The organism is Paracoccus albicereus, assembly GCF_024359525.1.
Classification (GTDB): Bacteria; Pseudomonadota; Alphaproteobacteria; order Rhodobacterales; family Rhodobacteraceae; genus Paracoccus; species Paracoccus albicereus.
Genome location: NZ_JAKZEU010000002.1, coordinates 603,820 through 620,262 on the forward strand (window position 1 = coordinate 603,820; position 16,443 = coordinate 620,262).

The 16,443-nt window shown below is 65.3% G+C and carries 15 protein-coding genes; 10 read left to right on the plus strand and 5 right to left on the minus strand.

What is annotated here, in order from left to right; all coding sequences use genetic code 11:
• Nucleotides 1-86 precede the first annotated feature (86 nt).
• Both metZ and MLD63_RS06455 read right to left on the minus strand, forming a co-directional pair.
• Complete coding sequence (gene metZ, locus MLD63_RS06450) at nt 87-1,271, minus strand: O-succinylhomoserine sulfhydrylase (protein ID WP_255329057.1); 1,185 nt, start codon at nt 1,269-1,271, stop codon at nt 87-89.
• Nucleotides 1,272-1,335: 64 nt separating this feature from the next.
• Nucleotides 1,336-2,361 (minus strand): LacI family DNA-binding transcriptional regulator, encoded by a 1,026-nt coding sequence (locus MLD63_RS06455; protein ID WP_255329058.1) that lies wholly within the window; start codon nt 2,359-2,361, stop codon nt 1,336-1,338.
• Nucleotides 2,362-2,449: 88 nt separating this feature from the next.
• Between MLD63_RS06455 and bglB the strand changes: the two genes are divergently transcribed.
• Genes bglB through MLD63_RS06490 form a run of 7 tightly spaced genes read left to right on the plus strand, consistent with a single transcriptional unit; the run spans nt 2,450 to nt 11,165 of the window.
• On the plus strand, nt 2,450-3,538 hold the full coding sequence (gene bglB, locus MLD63_RS06460; RefSeq protein WP_255329059.1) for a beta-galactosidase BglB: 1,089 nt from the start codon (nt 2,450-2,452) through the stop codon (nt 3,536-3,538).
• On the plus strand, nt 3,535-4,368 hold the full coding sequence (gene kduI / locus MLD63_RS06465; protein ID WP_255329060.1) for a 5-dehydro-4-deoxy-D-glucuronate isomerase: 834 nt from the start codon (nt 3,535-3,537) through the stop codon (nt 4,366-4,368). Before bglB ends, kduI begins: the two co-directional genes overlap by 4 nt.
• A complete protein-coding gene (locus MLD63_RS06470) occupies nt 4,365-6,848 on the plus strand; it encodes a hypothetical protein (RefSeq protein ID WP_255329061.1) in 2,484 nt (827 codons plus the stop codon). The genes kduI and MLD63_RS06470 overlap by 4 nt, the downstream gene beginning before the upstream one ends.
• Nucleotides 6,849-6,866: 18 nt before the next feature.
• Nucleotides 6,867-8,144 (plus strand): ABC transporter substrate-binding protein, encoded by a 1,278-nt coding sequence (locus MLD63_RS06475; protein ID WP_255329062.1) that lies wholly within the window; start codon nt 6,867-6,869, stop codon nt 8,142-8,144.
• Nucleotides 8,141-9,139, plus strand: coding sequence for a carbohydrate ABC transporter permease (locus MLD63_RS06480; protein ID WP_255329063.1), 999 nt, complete (start codon nt 8,141-8,143; stop codon nt 9,137-9,139). Before MLD63_RS06475 ends, MLD63_RS06480 begins: the two co-directional genes overlap by 4 nt.
• A complete protein-coding gene (locus tag MLD63_RS06485; protein ID WP_255329064.1) occupies nt 9,136-10,188 on the plus strand; it encodes a carbohydrate ABC transporter permease in 1,053 nt (350 codons plus the stop codon). Before MLD63_RS06480 ends, MLD63_RS06485 begins: the two co-directional genes overlap by 4 nt.
• Complete coding sequence (locus MLD63_RS06490) at nt 10,188-11,165, plus strand: ABC transporter ATP-binding protein (RefSeq protein WP_255329065.1); 978 nt, start codon at nt 10,188-10,190, stop codon at nt 11,163-11,165. The genes MLD63_RS06485 and MLD63_RS06490 overlap by 1 nt, the downstream gene beginning before the upstream one ends.
• Here MLD63_RS06490 and MLD63_RS06495 read toward each other — a convergent pair.
• Both MLD63_RS06495 and MLD63_RS06500 read right to left on the minus strand, forming a co-directional pair.
• Nucleotides 11,162-12,055 carry an aldo/keto reductase gene (locus tag MLD63_RS06495; protein ID WP_255329523.1) on the minus strand — a complete coding sequence of 298 codons (894 nt, stop codon included), beginning with the start codon at nt 12,053-12,055 and terminating at the stop codon, nt 11,162-11,164. The genes MLD63_RS06490 and MLD63_RS06495 overlap by 4 nt on opposite strands.
• 5 nt (nt 12,056-12,060) lie before the next feature.
• Nucleotides 12,061-13,218 carry an LLM class flavin-dependent oxidoreductase gene (locus tag MLD63_RS06500; protein WP_255329066.1) on the minus strand — a complete coding sequence of 386 codons (1,158 nt, stop codon included), beginning with the start codon at nt 13,216-13,218 and terminating at the stop codon, nt 12,061-12,063.
• Nucleotides 13,219-13,296: 78 nt separating this feature from the next.
• On the opposite strand from MLD63_RS06500, the gene MLD63_RS06505 reads away from it, so the two are divergent.
• Complete coding sequence (locus MLD63_RS06505) at nt 13,297-13,998, plus strand: GntR family transcriptional regulator (RefSeq protein ID WP_255329067.1); 702 nt, start codon at nt 13,297-13,299, stop codon at nt 13,996-13,998.
• The gene (locus MLD63_RS06510) at nt 13,998-15,146 is read left to right on the plus strand and encodes a Gfo/Idh/MocA family protein (RefSeq protein WP_255329068.1); all 1,149 of its coding nucleotides are present in this window, start codon (nt 13,998-14,000) and stop codon (nt 15,144-15,146) included. Before MLD63_RS06505 ends, MLD63_RS06510 begins: the two co-directional genes overlap by 1 nt.
• Here the strand turns inward: MLD63_RS06510 and msrB are convergent.
• The gene (gene msrB, locus MLD63_RS06515) at nt 15,104-15,490 is read right to left on the minus strand and encodes a peptide-methionine (R)-S-oxide reductase MsrB (protein WP_255329069.1); all 387 of its coding nucleotides are present in this window, start codon (nt 15,488-15,490) and stop codon (nt 15,104-15,106) included. The genes MLD63_RS06510 and msrB overlap by 43 nt on opposite strands.
• Before the next feature lie 93 nt (nt 15,491-15,583).
• Between msrB and MLD63_RS06520 the strand changes: the two genes are divergently transcribed.
• A complete protein-coding gene (locus MLD63_RS06520; protein WP_255329070.1) occupies nt 15,584-16,339 on the plus strand; it encodes a GNAT family N-acetyltransferase in 756 nt (251 codons plus the stop codon).
• Nucleotides 16,340-16,443: the final 104 nt, after the last annotated feature.

Here is a 16,443-nt window from a genome sequence, read left to right on the forward strand (position 1 = left end):
CCTGTCGGGACTCGTGACGGGTATATAGGCATCGGCCGCGTGAATCCAACTCGTTAGGTCAATCCGCGCGGCCCACGCTCTGGCTTCTACTGAAGCGCGCTCTGCAGATCGTCGATCAGATCGCCCGGATGCTCCAGGCCCACGGACAGACGGACGAGGCCCGGTGTGATGCCCAGTGCCGCGCGCGCTTCTTCGGACAGACGCTGGTGGGTCGTCGTCGCCGGATGGGTGATGATCGATTTCGCGTCGCCGAGATTGTTCGAGATCGAAATCAGCTTCAGCCGGTTCAGCGCTGCGAAGGCGGCATCCTTGCCCCCTTCCAGCTCGAACGCGATCATCGTCCCGCCCGACCCCATCTGTTCCATCGCCAAAGCATGCTGTGCGTGATCGGCCAGACCCGGATAGATGGACCGCGTCAGCCGATTGTGACCCTGCAGCGCGCCTGCGATCGTGGCCGCACCCTCGGCCTGGGCGCGCACGCGCAGGTCCATCGTCGTCAATCCGTTCAGCATCAGCCAGGAATGGAAAGGGCTGATCGCGCCGCCGGTGTGCTTCAGGTAAGGCTCCAGCACCGTGCGGATGTAGTCGCGCGTTCCGCAAACGACGCCGGCCAACGCACGCCCACCGCCATCGATATGCTTGGTCGCAGAATAGACGACGACATCGGCGCCCAGTTCCACAGCACGCGAGAAGACCGGGGTCGCGAAGACGTTGTCGCAGACGACTATCGCACCGGCAGCATGGGCCAGGTCGGCGACGGCCTTGATATCGATCACTTCCAGCGTCGGGTTCGAGACGGTCTCGAAGAACACCGCCTTGGTTCCGGGCCGGATCGCGTCCTGCCACTGGTTCAGATCGGTGCCGTCGACATAGGTGATCTCGACCCCGAACTTGGACAGCAAATCAAGGACATAGAGGCAGGACCCGAACAGTGCGCGCGCCGCGACGACGTGATCGCCAGGTGCGCAGAGCGAGAACATCGCGCCATTGACGGCGGCCATACCGCTGGCCGTGGCAAAGGCGTCCTCGGTGCCTTCCAGTGCCGCCATCCGATCCTCGAACATGCGACTGGTCGGGTTGCCGTAGCGGGCATAGATGAACTCGTCGGGACCGGTTTCGATGAAGCGGGCCTCGGCCTGTTCGGCGCTGTCATAGACGAAGCCCTGGGTCAGGAAGATCGCCTCTGCCATCTCGCCGTACTGGCTGCGGCGAATGCCGTCATGCACGGCGCGTGTGCGCGGGTGACGATCGCTGCCGCCATCTTTGGCCATCGGAACCTCCATCTCGCTTGGGCCGGGCCTTAGTCCTTCGCTGACACGGGCGCAAGATCGCACATCATTTCGGCGTCTTCCCGTCGGACCCGCGGCGCACCAGCCGGCAGGCCAGCTCGACCCGCCGGGCGGGCGCGTGCGGGTCGGCAATCGTATCGCACAAAAGATCCAACGCAGTGGCCCCGACCGCGCGCATCGGGATCGCGATGGTGCTGAGCGGCGGGTCCATCAGTTCGGCCTGCGGAAGACCATCGATGGACATGATCGAAACGTCGTCCGGGATGCGCAGACCAGCGCCCGCCAGCGCCGCATACGCCCCCATGGCCAGCGCGTCACCCGAGGCGAGGATCGCGGTGAAATCGCGCCGGCCCAGCCGCCGCGCCACCGTCTGCGTCGCCAGATCGGCGCGCCAATCCGCTACCTCGCAGACCAGCGCCGGGTCGTGATCGGCACCCATCGCGTCACGCCAGCCGTCCAACCGCCGTGCGATCGTTCGCCTGCCCGGGCAAGTCAGGAACAGAATCCGCCGATGCCCAAGCGCGCGCAGATGCTGCGTCGCCAGCGCGGCGGCCGATCGGTTGCAGGGCGCGGCCGAGGACAGCCGCATCATCGGATCGTCGCCGTTGACCAGAACGACGGGCTTTTCGGCGGCGAAGGCACGATCGAGGATTTCCGGATCGTCCAGGGTCAACAGCAACAGGCCAGCGATATCGGCGGCACCCTGCCCTTCGTCCAGCAGGCGCGCAACCTCGGCCGGGCCCTCGGTCTGGCGTGTCTCGACCTCCATTCCCAGCACTGCGCAACGGTCGCGGATGCCCTGCAGGACATGAAGCGTGAACTGGCTTCGCGCGAAATCCACCATCGCCGGGCCCGACGCCGCCAGCAGCACCCGTCGTCCGGCCTGCGATGAGGGCAGCGGATAGTTTAACTCTACGGCGACCGCGTGGATGCGCCTGGACAGGTCTGCCTCGACATAGCCGCGCCGCGACAGCGCCCGGGACACCGTCGCGGTCGAGACGCCGCAGCGCTCTGCGATATCCGTCAGCCGGACACGGGGGGAGATGCGGGCTCGCTTGCCATCGGGACGCATGGGTCGAATGTGCAAAAGATTTACATGTTGTGCAATCGGCGCGTGCGGCGCTTTCCTGCGGTCGGGACTAAGCGCGGGGAGGCGCTTGATGAGGGATCGAAGCGCCATCGAGGCCGCGTTGGAAACGCTCGTTTCGGGATTTGAGAGCCTGCGCCATGACGGGCGGTTCGATGAGCCTAACCTCGATGGGTCCAGCGGCGATTACATCAGCTTCGACGCGTGGGAATGGCCGCAGGGCGTCGGTCTTTACGGTCTGGCGCAGCTTTGGCTGGCACGCGGCAAGGACCCCGCGCTTGGGCGGCGCCTGACCGAATGGTACGATCGTGCGCTGGACCGCAGACTGCCGGGCCTGAACGTCAATACAACCGCCCCTATGCTGGCCCTGTCGATCCTGTGGCGCGAGACCCGCGATCCGCGGCATGGCGCCGTGCTGGAGGACTGGGCCGAGCGCGTGATGCAGGACGCGCCGCGCACCCCGTTCGGTGGCTTTCAGCATGATGTTTCGGACAAGCTGAACGCGGGCGAGTTGTGGGACGACACGCTGTTCATGATGGCGCTGTTTCTGGCAAGTTACGGACAGGCCTCGGGCCGCCGGGATCTGGTGGACGAGGCCGTTCGGCAGTTTCTGGTCCACGCTCAGTTTCTGACGGACCGCGAAACGGGGCTGTGGTTTCACGGCTGGACCTTCGAAGGGCGGCACAACTTCGCCCGTGCCCGGTGGGCGCGGGGCAATGCCTGGGTGACCGCCTGCCTGATCGACCTGCCCGAACTGGCCGAGATCGAACCGGGCGCGCGGTCCCATCTGACCGCGCTGTTGCGGGATCAGGCGGCCGCATTGCTGCCGTTGCAGGCCCCAAGCGGTGCCTGGCACACGCTTCTGGACGATGCCGCCAGCTATGAGGAAACCAGTGCCACGGCGGGTTTTGCGTACGGTCTGCTGAAAGCCGCACGTCTCGGCGTCGGCGACGCGACATGGCGTGACGCGGGCCTGCGCGCTGTCGATGCAGTTCTGCGTCAGATCGGACCTGACGGGGTGGTCGGCGGCGTCAGCTATGGCACGCGGATGGGCCACGATCTGCAATTCTACCGCGACATCCCCATCCAGCCCACGGGCTACGGGCAGTCGCTGGCGATCCTCGCACTGGTCGAGGCGCTGAAGGTGAAGGAGACCACATGATGGACGTGCGATACGGCGCCGGACCGGGCGAGATCGATCACATGGGCACCGACAGGCTGCGGGCCGAATTCATGGTCGAGGGGCTGTTCCGGCCGGGCGAGTTGCGGATGACGTACACACATCTGGATCGGATGATCGTCGGCGGCGCGGTGCCGACGGACCAACCACTTCGCTTCGTCGACGGGGCCGATGTCGGAACCGAACTGTTTTTCACCGCACGCGAGGCCGGGATCGCCAATCTTGGTGGACCGGGATGGGCCGAAGTCGACGGACAGCGGATGACCGTGGCGGGACGCGATTGCCTTTATATCGGGCGCGGCAGCCGCTCGGTCACGCTGGGCAGCGACGATCCGGCCAAACCGGCCAGGTTCTATCTGAATTCGGTCCCCGCCGGCGCTGATCACCCGACGCGCGTGGTCACCCGCGCCGAAAGCAAGCAGATCAGTTTCGGCGAGCGTGACCGCGGCAATTACCGCGAGCTGCGCATGTACATCCATCCGGAGGTCGGGCCGTCCTGCCTGCTGCTGATGGGCATAACCGACGTGCCGCAGGGCCAAATCTGGAACACCCAGCCCCCGCATCTGCACGAGCGGCGGATGGAGGCCTATTGCTACACCGACCTCGCGCCCGAGGATCGCGTGTTCCACTTCATGGGTCGGCCCGACAATACCCGCCATCTGGTCGTGCAGAATGGCGATGTCGTCCTGTCGCCCGCTTGGTCGATCCACATGGGCGCGGGGACCGGACCCTATGCCTTCGTCTGGGGCATGACCGGCGAGAATCAGGCCTATGGCGATGTCGATCCCGTGCCGGTGAGCGCGCTTCGATGAGCACCGCATTCGCCCCCGCCGCCGCACTGTCGCCCGGTCAGGCGCTGCGGTTCTGGACCGTCTCGGCGATCAGCGAGGAACGGTTCGATACGCTCGACCAACCGCTGCACGGGGAAATGGACCCGTTCTTCTTCCTGACCAAGGACCAGAACTTCATCCCGCACGAATATCCGTGCCGCACTGAATTCGCCGCCCGCTACCGCGACCGCGAGCCCGCGCCCTGGGGCGATGCCACGCAGGCGCGCAACTGGCTGCCCTTTGGCCAGGATTTCCTCGACCTGTCGGGCTTCTGGTTCCGGCCGACGCGGATCGCGGCCCATGCCACTGGCGGGGTGATCGCCGCAGAACCCGGCCGTGCGCGGTTGCGGCTGGTCACCTGCGGCGGCGCTGTCATGCGGATCAATGGCGCTCAGGTCGCGTGGTGCGCGCCCTATATCCGCAACTACGCCACCGCGATGGAGTTCGAGGCCGAGCTGGTTGCGGGTGAGAACCGGATCGAGGTCTTCTTCGACGACCTGGCAGAGCGCGACACCCGCTTCTTCATCCGCCTCGACTGGCTGGAGGGGCCAGAGGTTCAAGCCGCCCTGCCCTTCCCCGGCATCCCGGGCGAAACCGTTCGCCATGTCGAATCGATGCTGGACCAGGTGCATTTCGATCGCCCCGCCTATGCCGGCGGCGCGGTGTCCCTGGTCTGGCCGATTGCGCCCCAGGCGGACGCCGACCTCTCGATCCGGGTCGAGGGCGATTTCATGTCGCACGAACGGATGGACCGGCGCCTTGCCTTGCCCGCCGGGTCTGAGCGGCTGGTGCTCGGTCAGGCCGAGGACTTCCCGGCCGATTTCCGCCATTTCCACGTCACATTGACCACGCAGGGTTTCACCGCGACCCGCACCCTGGGGGTCGAGATTGCCCATCCCGCCGGACCCGCCCCAACCGAGTCGCGCGCCCGACAGGACGAGGCGTTGAGGGCCGTCGCCGAAAAGGCCGAACCCGACACCGTCTGCGCGCTGGCGCGCCTGGCCTGCGGCCTTCCCGCCGACGACATGATCCTGCGTGTGTTGCCGACGATCGAAGAGTGCTGGGACTGCGCCGATTTCGCGCTGGTTCCGCTGCTATGGTCGCGGATGCGCTTTGCGGACGGGTTGGCGCCCGACACGCTGCCAAGGATCGACGAAACGATCCTGGCCTACCGCTACTGGATGGATGAGCCTGGCAACGATGTGCAGTGGTATTTCAGCGAAAACCACGCGCTGCTGTTCCACACCGCCGCCTATCTGGCCGGCCACCTGCTGCCCGACGCGACCTTCCGCCGCTCGGGTCGCAGCGGCGTGGACCAGTCGGCGGTGGGCCGCGACCGGGTGCGGGCCTGGCTCGACCATTTCGAGGAAGCGGAGATGGCCGAATTCAACTCGGCCCCCTATTTCCCGATCGACCTCAAGGGCCTGTGCGCGCTTTTTGCCCTAGCGCCGGACGCCGACATCCGCGACCGCGCGGGATGTGGCATAGCGCGGCTGGTCGAGATCGTGGCCAACAGCGCGCATCAGGGTGTGCTGACCGCGGCGCAGGGCCGCAGCTACGAGCATACCCTGCGCGCGGGTGCGACGCTGGAACTGTCGGCCATCGCCCGGATGTTGTGGGGCGCGGGCAGCTATGGAGCGCGCTTCCACTGTGTTCCGCAACTGGCGCTCTGCTTGCGCGATCACGGGCTTGCACTGCCCGATCTGCGCGCGCGTGCGGTGTGGGACCATGACGACGGCCAGGAATGGTGCTTCACCCAAGGCGAAGGGCGATTCGCGCATCTCTATCACTGGAAGACCCGCGGAACAGCGATGGGATCAACCGCGCGCTATCGCTGGGGCGAGTGGGGCTATCAGGAAACGCTGATCCATGCGCGGATCGGCACCGATCCGCAGGCGCAGGTCTGGATCAACCATCCGGGTGAATTGATCCAGTCGGGCTACGGCCGGCCATCCTACTGGGGCGGATCGGCCTCGATCCCGCGAGTGCAGCAATATCGCGGCCTTGCGATCGTCGTTTTCGACGGCGTGGCCCCGCAGCCCGACCTGACCCATGCGTGGTTTCCCGCATCGGTCTTCGACGATTGGCTGCTGGAGGACGCGACGGCCGCCGCAGCGCAGGCAGGCTCCGGGCTGCTGATTTCTGCAGCGACGCCGTTGACCCGCGTCATGAGCGGCCCGAGCGCAGGCTGCGAATTGCGTCAGTCGGGACGTGACGGGTCCTGGATCATCCGCTTGGCGGACGGCATCGACAGCGCGCAGGCGATGCGCGACCGCTTCGGCGGGCTCAAGTTGACCACCGCAGAGGATGGCACCATTCTGGTTTCCGACCCGGATTACGGACCGGTCGCCTTCCACGTGGACGGCACGGTCACGGCACAGGGACGCAAGCTTGATCCAGACGACTGGACGCTTGCGGGGGAGAGACGGACGTTGGCACCGGCAGCAGACCGGACGCCGTAACACGGGGAGGAGTTTTTAATGATGAACAGGGCAAGGATGCTCGCCACCGCATCAGTGCTGGCGCTGCTGGGCGCGGGCGCGCAGGCGGGCGAGGTCCGCATGATGTGGTATTCCGACGGGATCGAGGGCGAGGTGATGCAGGACCTGCTGAACCGCTTCATGGAGGAGAACCCCGACATCAATGTGACGCTCGACAACGTCGCCTACCAGGTGATCATGGAGCAGTTGCCGATCCAGCTCGCGTCAGGCGAAGGCCCAGACATCGCGCGTGTCACCAACCTCAAGGAACAGGCTGAACACTGGCTGGATCTCACCGACTATGTCGAGGACCCCGAATACTGGCGCACGAATTTCGGCGACCAGTTCGACTGGATGCGTCCTGACGACAGTGACATCATCCCGGGCTTCATGACCCAGCTGACCCTGACCGGCGGCTTCGCCAACGCGACCCTGTTCGAACAGGCAGGCGTCGCCATGCCCGGTGAAGGCGCGACCTGGGAGGAATGGGTCGAGGCCGCAACGCAGGTCCAGGAAAGCCAGCAGACTGCCGGCGCCTTCTCGATCGACCGATCTGGGCACCGGATCACCGGACCGATGATCTCCTACGGGGCCAATCTGGTCGGCGAGGACGGCAAGCCCGCACCGCTGGACGATGCGGCCAAGGCGTTCATCACTCAGCTCGTGCAATGGACGGACGAGGGCAAGAACCTGCGCGACGTCTGGGTCAGCGCGGCGGGCACGACCTACATCCCCGGCGCAGACGAGTTCATCAACGCCAACATTCCGCTGTACTATTCGGGCAGCTGGCAGATCGCGAACCTGTCGACCAAGATCGGCGATGCTTTCGACTGGGTCGCCATTGGCTCTCCCTGCGGCGACGCGGGCTGCACGGGCCTGCCGGGTGGCGCGGCGCTGGTCGGGATCAAGTACACGCAGAACCCCGAGGATGTCGGCAAGGTGATGGACTTCCTCGCGCGTGAAGACATCGTCAAGGAATTCTCGGAACGCACTCTGTTCCTGCCCGCCCACAAGGGCGTGGTCGAGGCAGGCGGCCTGAACTTCCAGACGGAAGACCCAAGCGCCAAGGCCGCGCTGGAAGCATTTGTCGGCTTCACCGGCACGATCATGCCCGAAGCGAACGCAATGCCCGCCTGGCGTTACGCCAATGCGGTCTATGGCGGCATGGTCAACCGCATCAGCCAGGCGATGGCGGGCGAAATGGCGGTCGAAGACATCTTCGCACGCATCGACAGCGATATCGCCGAACAGGTCGCTGCGGCGGACCAGACGAAATGAGACCCGCCACCTCGGCGGGGGCGGTCGTCACCGCCCCCCTGCGGTGGCTTGCGCGGGCGACGGATGTTCCGCTGTCCGCCTGGCAGCGCCTGACCGGGCAGCGCGGCATGATCGCGCTGTTCCTGCTGCCCAACATGGCGATCTTCGGCATCTTCGTTCTGGTGCCGCTGGTCATCAATCTTCTTTACTCGACGACCGGCGGAACCGAGTTTTTCCTTTCCGACCGCCCGCAGGTCGGTGCCGACCATTATGCCCGGCTGCTCGATTGCGGAAACTACCTCGACCCGAACTCCTGCCGCGACGACATGTTCTGGATCGCGGTCAGCAACACGGCGCGCTTCGTGTTCTTCCAGGTCGCGGTGATGACGCTGGCCGCGCTGATCACCGCGCTGATCCTGAACCGCGCATTGCCCGGCAAGGGGTTCTGGCGCGCCGTGTTCTTCTTCCCGGTGCTGCTGTCGCCGGTCGTCGTCGGGCTGATCTGGAAGTGGATCCTGCAACGACAGGGCCTTGCGAACCTGTTCATGGTCGAGTTGGGGCTGGAACCCGTCAACTGGCTGACAGACCGGCTGTGGGCCTTCGTCGCTGCCGTCGGCGTTTCGGTCTGGGCCCATATGGGGTTCTACACTTTGATCCTGCTCGCCGGATTGCAGGCGATCCCGCGCGACCTCTACGAGGCGGCCGAAATGGATGGCACGCGTCCGTTCCGCGTCTTCTGGCGCATCACCCTGCCCCTGCTGATGCCGAACCTGCTGGTCGTCATCGTGCTGTCGCTGATCCGCGCGGTGCAGATCTTCGACGAGGCCTATGTGCTGACCGGCGGCGGTCCGGGCACGTCCACCATGTTCATGACGCAATATATCTATGAGGTCGGGTTCGCGAACCTGCTGCGCAATCCCGGGCTGGCCGCCGCGGCATCGATCCTGATGGCCTGCGTGCTGATCGTGCTCACGCTGCTGCAATTGTATCTCTCGCGGCGGAGTGGCGCGAAATGATCCGCTTCCTCACCCGCAGGCGGGGTGCCACCGGGGACGGGCACGGTTGGCACTGGACCGACATCGCCACCTGGGTCTGGCTGATCGGGGGCACGATCCTGATGTTCGGCCCCGCGGTCTGGCTGGTTCTGTCCAGCTTCAAGACACCTGCCGGGTTGGCCGAATTCCCGCCGACGATCCTGCCCTACGCGCAGGAAACGACGATGCTCGGCGATCAGGCAAAGCCGTTGTTCGAGGTGACGCTGGAGGATGGCATCACTGTTACCATGGCAGAACTGCGCCGCGTCGGCATCGTCGCGCAGATGGTGCCGCCGGATCAACCGGATGCAGAGCCGCTGAAGATCAACATCAACGACCGGACACCGGTCCGGCAGATGGATTTTGCGACCGAGAATTATACCCAGCCATTCCTGCAATTCGACTTCGTGCTGTTTCTCAGGAATTCGGTCTATGTCACTGTTATGGCGACGATCATCACGCTACTGACGAACTCTATGGCGGCCTTTGCCCTGTCGAAATACGAATTTCGCGGACGCAACGCCGTGATGCTGCTGATCGTCGCGACGCTGATGGTGCCGCTGTCGGTGATTCTGGTGCCTCTCTATTCCGTGGTCTCTGCGGTCGGACTGATCAACAACCTCTGGGGCGTGATCCTGCCCACGGTTGCGACGCCGACGGGCGTGTTCCTGCTGCGGCAGTACATGCTGACCATCCCCGACGAATTGCTTGAAGCCGCGCGGATGGATCATGCGAGCGAATGGCAGATCTATTGGCGGATCGTCCTGCCGCTGGCCGCACCGGCGCTTGCGGTGCTCGCGATCTTTTCCGTCGTGTGGCGCTGGAACGACTTTCTGTGGCCGCTGGTGGTGCTGTCGCGGCGCGAGCTTTACACGCTGCAGATCGGCCTCAATTCCTATGCGGGCGAGCTGAACGTGCAATGGCACTTCATCCTGGCGATGACCGTGGTCGCGATGATCCCCGTCGTGTTGGTCTTCGTCTTTCTGCAACGCTTCATCACCGCTGGGATCGCCGGAACGGGACTGAAATAATGGGCGCCATCACGCTAGAAAACATCGTGAAAAGCTTCGGCGCGGTCGAGGTGATCCGCGACGTGTCGCTGGACATCCCCGAGGGCGAACTGGTCGTCTTCGTCGGCCCATCGGGCTGCGGCAAATCGACGCTGCTGCGGCTGATCTCCGGCCTCGATCAGCCGACATCGGGCCACATCCTCATCGACGGCAAGGACGTCACGCGGGTGTCAGCCGCCGACCGGGGGCTGGCGATGGTCTTCCAGTCCTATGCACTCTACCCGCATATGTCGGTGCGTCAGAACATGGCCTTCGGTCTGGAAAACACCCGCATGCCCAAGGCCGAGATCGCAAGCCGGATCGAGGAAGCGGCCCGGATGCTGGAGATCGGCCCGCTTCTGGATCGCCGCCCCGGCCAGCTATCCGGCGGCCAGCGCCAGCGCGTCGCCATCGGCCGCGCCATCGTTCGCGAACCGACGGCCTTTCTGCTGGACGAGCCCTTGTCGAACCTCGACGCCGAGTTGCGCGGAACGATGCGCGCCGAACTGGCCGCGCTGCACGGACGGCTGGGCAAGACGATGATCTACGTCACCCACGACCAGATCGAGGCGATGACGATGGCCGACCGGATCGTGGTCCTGCGCGCGGGGGTGGTGGAACAGGTCGACACGCCGCTGAACCTCTTCAACAAGCCCGCGAACAGGTTTGTGGCGGGTTTCATCGGCGCGCCGCGGATGAACTTCATCGAAGCCGAGGACGGCCGTGTCATGGGTGTCCGCCCGCAGCATCTGCGATTGGCAGACGGCGGATTGGCGGTGACGGTCGACATGGCCGAAAATCTCGGCGCCGAGACGCTGATCCACGCGCGGACGGACAAGGATCAGCCGATCCTTGCGCTGCTTCCGGGGCAGCTCACGCCAACGCGCGGCGAGAACCTTTCACTGGTCCACGACCCGGCGGATGAGCATTGGTTCGGCGCGGATGGCTTGCGCCTCTAGGCGACCTCGCGCCCCAATGCCGCCTGATACAGCACGAACCAATCCTGCCGGTCCAGCTTGACGCGCAGCGCGTCCGATAGCCTCGCGATGCGGTCGAGGTTGTTTGTCCCCATCACCGGCAGGATCGTCGCCGGGTGGGCCAGCAGCCACGCCACCGCAATGGCGGCCATGTCAGTGCCCTCGCGTTCGGCGAGCGTCTTCAGTTCGGCGGTCAGGGCGGGGTCGGACGCCGCAAACAGCGAGCCGCCGCCCAGCGGCGACCAGGCCATGATCGGCGTGCGGTCACGCTGCATGGTGGTGACATCGCCGTTGGTAAAAGGCTCATGCGCGGCCAGGCTCAGCTCGATCTGGTTCGTCACCAGCGGCTGATCCATCCGGCTCTGCAAAAGCTCGACGTCCCACGGACGGAAGTTCGACACCCCGATGGCGCGGACCTTGCCCGCCTCGACAAGGGCGTCCAGCACCGGGCCGGTCTCGTCGGCATCCATCATCGGGTCGGGGCGGTGCAGCAGCAGCACGTCGATCCGGTCGGTCGTCAGGTCCTTGAGGGATTGTTCGACCGAGGCGCGGATATGGCCGGGCGTGGTGTCGTAATACTTGACCCGTGCCGCACCGTGGCGGCCCATCGGTGCCACGATGTCACATTTTGTGACCAGCTCGACCCGGTCGCGCAGTCCCGGCGCTTCGCGAAAGGCGGCGCCCAGCAGGGCCTCGCCTTCGTAGCCGCCATAGATATCGGCCTGATCCAGCGTGGTGATGCCCTGATCCAGACAGGCCTCGACCTTGGCCCGGACATGACCAGTCGAGATGTCCGGATCGTCCGCCAGGCGCCACATGCCGTAGACGATCCGGCTGAAGCTCAGATCGTCGGCGATCTCGACGCGTTCCATGTCAGTCACCTGCGTTCTCCGTTCCCGAGTGGCGTCGCCGGCGTTTGGGCCGGAACACGGCCATATTCGTGCGGAAGCGAGCAGGTTTCCAGATGCGGCAGGACGAGACGGCCGAAATGCTCGGCCTCGTCTAGATGCGGGTAGCCCGAGAAGATGAAGGACCGGATGCCCATCCGGCGGTACTCCTCGATCTCGGACAGGATCTGGTCCACCGACCCGACCAAAGCCGCACCGCAGCCCGACCGTGCGCGGCCGATGCCAGTCCACAGATGCCGCTCGACATAGCCGAACTGGTCGGCCAGTTCGCGCGCCCGGGCCTGGTGACTGACGCCGAGGCTGGTCGAATCGTGCGCGCGTTCGCGGATCAACCGGCCGTATTCGTCATCCAGCCGGCTGACGAGGTGCTCGGCGTATTCGCGGGCCTCGGCTTCGGTCTCGCGCACGATCATGTGGACGCGAAGCCCGTAATCCAGCGTCCGACCATGCGCCTCGGCGCGGGAATGGACAGCGCGCATGCGCTCGGCAAGCTGCTTCTTGGGTTCGGGCCACATCAGATAGACATCACATTGCGCACCGCAGAGTTCGAGCGCGTCCGGGGAATAGCCGCCGAAGTACAAAAGCGGTCCGCCGTTCTGCTGGTAGGGTTTGGCGGGATCGGTGGGCACGCCCTTGAACTGGTAGATTTCACCGTCGTGATCGATCGTGTCGCGGGTCCAGGCTTGCCGCAGGATCTGAACGACCTCGTGGCTGCGGCGATAGCGCAGCGCGCTGTCTTCCTTCTGACCGGCGAAATCGCTGGAGATGACGTTCAGCGTCAGCCGCCCCTTCAGCATGTGATCCAGGGTGGCGACCGTCCGGGCCAGCATGATCGGTTGCATCTCGCCCATCCGGATCGCGGCCAGCAGATTGATCTGGTCCGTGATCGGTGCGCAGCCCGCCACGAAGCTAAGCGTATCCTGCCCGACCTGATAGGAGGACGGGCACAGGATGTTTCGAAAACCAAGCGCTTCGGATCGCTTCACGATCTCGCTGCAATGCTCCCAACTGGACCGCAGATCGTCGTCGGGAACGCCAAGCAGGCGATAATCGTCGGAACAAAGCGCCGCGAACCACGACACTTCGCTGCTGGGAAGGTCTTCGGACGTGACGGGGACGATGCTCATACGCGCTCCTCCATGAAATCGGGACTTGCGTAGCATCGGCGAAGTGATAGATCAATGGTGCATCAATTGCGATGAGCCATGCCCCAGACAGCCCCCCTTCCGACCTATCTGCGCATCGCCGAGACCCTGGGCCGTGACATCGCGGCGGGACGGCTGGTCGATGGCCAGCGGCTGCCGCCTGAACGCGAAATGGCGGCCGGGCTGAACGTCGCGGTGGGCACACTGCGAAAGGCGTTGTCCGAACTGGAGACGCGCGGGCTGCTGGCGCGGCGGCAGGGATCGGGCAACTACATTCAGGCGAGCGCGCAACCGCAGGGGATCTATGCGCTGTTCCGGCTTGAACATGTGTCTGGCGGCGGGCTTCCGACGGCAGAGGTGATCTCGGTCTCGCGCGAGCCCAAGCCTGCCGATCTGCCGACCTTCGGCAGCGGCGATCAGGCGCATCGCATCCGGCGACTGCGTCGCCTGTCGGGCCAGCCGGCCTCCGTCGAGGAAATCTGGCTCTGCGCCTCCTACGCGGCGCGGATGGATCGCGAGTCGCTTTCGGAATCGTTGTACCTGCACTATCGCCAGCACCTGGGCCTGCACATCACCCGGGCCGAGGACCGGATCGGTCAGGAACCCCTTCCAAACTGGACGCCCGACACCTTCCCCCATCCACCCGGCACACCGTTGCCGCAGGTCCAGCGGTTGAGCCAGACGGCAGATGGCACCGTCGCCGAAATCTCTCGCAACTGGTTCGACCCGGCCGTTGCACGCTATGTGGCGAGGCTGGGCTGATGCGGTGGGGGATCATCGGCGCGGGGATGATGGGGCAGGAGCATATCCGCAACCTCGCCCTGCTGCCCGACGCGCAGGTGCTTGCGATCGTCGAGCCGGATGCGGCGATGGCCGCGGCCGCGATGGCGCTGGCCCCGGACGCGCGGTGCTGCGACAGCGTGACCGCGCTGCTGGATCAGCCCGTCGATGCCGTGCTGATCGCCAGTCCGAATGATCTGCATCTGTCGCAGATCGAACAGATCGCCGCCACGCGTCCCCTGCCGCTGATGGTTGAAAAGCCGCTGTTCACCGATCCGGGGTCCACCGACCGTCTGGCGGCGCTGGCCACCTACCCCGCGCCTGTTTGGGTGGCGATGGAATACCGCTACATGCCACCGATCGCGCGGCTGGTATCCACCGCTGACAGCGTCACCGGCGGCGTTCGGATGCTGTCGATCCGCGAGCATCGCTTTCCGTTTTTGCACAAGGTCGGTGGCTGGAACCGCTTCAACGCGCGGTCGGGCGGCACAATGGTCGAAAAATGCTGCCATTTCTTCGACCTGATGCGGTTAATTTTGCAGGATGATCCGGTGCGGGTCATGGCCTCTGCCGGACAGGCGGTGAACCACAAGGACGAACGCGTCGACGGTCGCCAGCCTGATGTCTGGGACAGTGGCTATGTCATCGTGGATTTCGCCCGCGGCGGTCGCGCGATGCTGGAATTGTGCATGTTCGCCGAAGGTGCGCGTTATCAAGAGCAGGTTGCGGCAACCGGGCCCGATGGGCTGATAGAGGCCTTCGTACCCGGTCCGACGCGCTTCTGGCCCGACCATCTGGGTGCTCCACCGGTCGCACAGGTGATCGCCAGCCCCCGCACACCGAAAGGGCCGCATGTGCTGAAAATTCCGGTCGATCCGACATTGTTGGCGGCCGGCGACCACAATGGCTCGACCTTCTGGCAGCATCAGCGTTTTGCCCGCGCCATGGCGGGTGACGGACCGGTCGAGGTCCCCGTGCGCGACGGCTGGTGGGCCGTCGCGATGGGCATGGCCGCGCAGGACTCAGCACGGACCGGTCGTGCGATCGAAATCGCGGACCAGCCCTATGCCCCGCCGGCCCGGTCTGTTCAGTCCGGTACGAAGCGCAGCGCCACGCCGTTGATGCAATAACGCAACCCGGTCGGCGGCGGGCCGTCCGGGAAGACGTGGCCCAGATGCGCGTCGCAATTCTCACAGCGCACTTCGGTCCGGATCATTCCGTGGCTGCGGTCCTGGATTTCTTCGATCTCGCCGCCGGCCTTGCTGAAGCTGGGCCATCCGCAATGGCTTTCAAATTTCTGGTCGCCGTCAAACAGCCGCGCGCCGCAACAGACACACTCGTAATGTCCCGGCCCGTCCGGGAAACCCTCATGTGAAAACGGGCGCTCGGTCCCCGCCTGGCGGGTGACCCGATATTCTTCGGGAGACAGTTGTTCGCGCCATTCGGCGTCGGATTTCTGGATCTTCGCGGCCATCGCCTGCTCCTGCAAATGTTTTACAGCTTGGTTACAAAGATAGGTGTAGACTGGCCTGGAACAAGCAAGGCCCGATCGGGCGGGGACGACGCGATGCTTGCACAACGCCGCAGCCGCTATCACTTGCACGTCGCCGCGACGGCAGAGGACCTGCGCACCGCGCAAAGATTGCGCTGGCTGTGCTTCATGGCACGTCACAGACCTGCCGACGATCCCGACATGGTCGACAGCGACGATCTGGACCCGCTCTGCACGCACATGCTGATCGAGGAGGCCGGCAGCGGTCAGTTGGTCTGCTGCTTCCGTTTCCTTCACCTTCGCGACGGGTCCGAGATCGCGCGCAGCTATTCCGCGCGGCACTACGATCTGTCGCCGCTTGCCGATTTCGACGGACCGATGGTGGAGCTTGGACGCTTCTGCATCCACCCCGGATGGCGCGATCCCGACATCCTGCGGCTTGCCTGGGCAGAACTCACGCGGTTCGTCGATGCGAACGGAGTGCGGATGCTGTTCGGCTGCTCCAGCTTCCTCGGCGCCGATCCCGACGCGCATGCCGAGGCGCTGGCGATACTGCGCGAAAGGCATATCGCGCCGCGCCGCTGGCTGCCACGGGTGAAGGCGCCCCAGGTGTTCCGCTTTGCCCGTGTGCTGGCGCGGCGCCGGGCCGATCCGCGGGCCGCACTGGCCGCGATGCCGCCCCTGCTTCGCAGCTATCTGGTCATGGGGGGATGGGTATCCGATCACGCGGTGGTGGACCGTGATCTGGACACGCTCCACGTCTTCACGGGATTGGAGATCGGCGCGATTCCGGCTGCGCGGCAGCGTCTGCTGCGACGTGCCGCGGGCTAGCCCCTGCCCATCCACCGCACGCTTGAACCTCGCTGCTTGAACAGTCTGGGCGCGCTTTCTATAAGCGGCCCGATGCTCGGGACGATCCACATCGCGCGAATTAG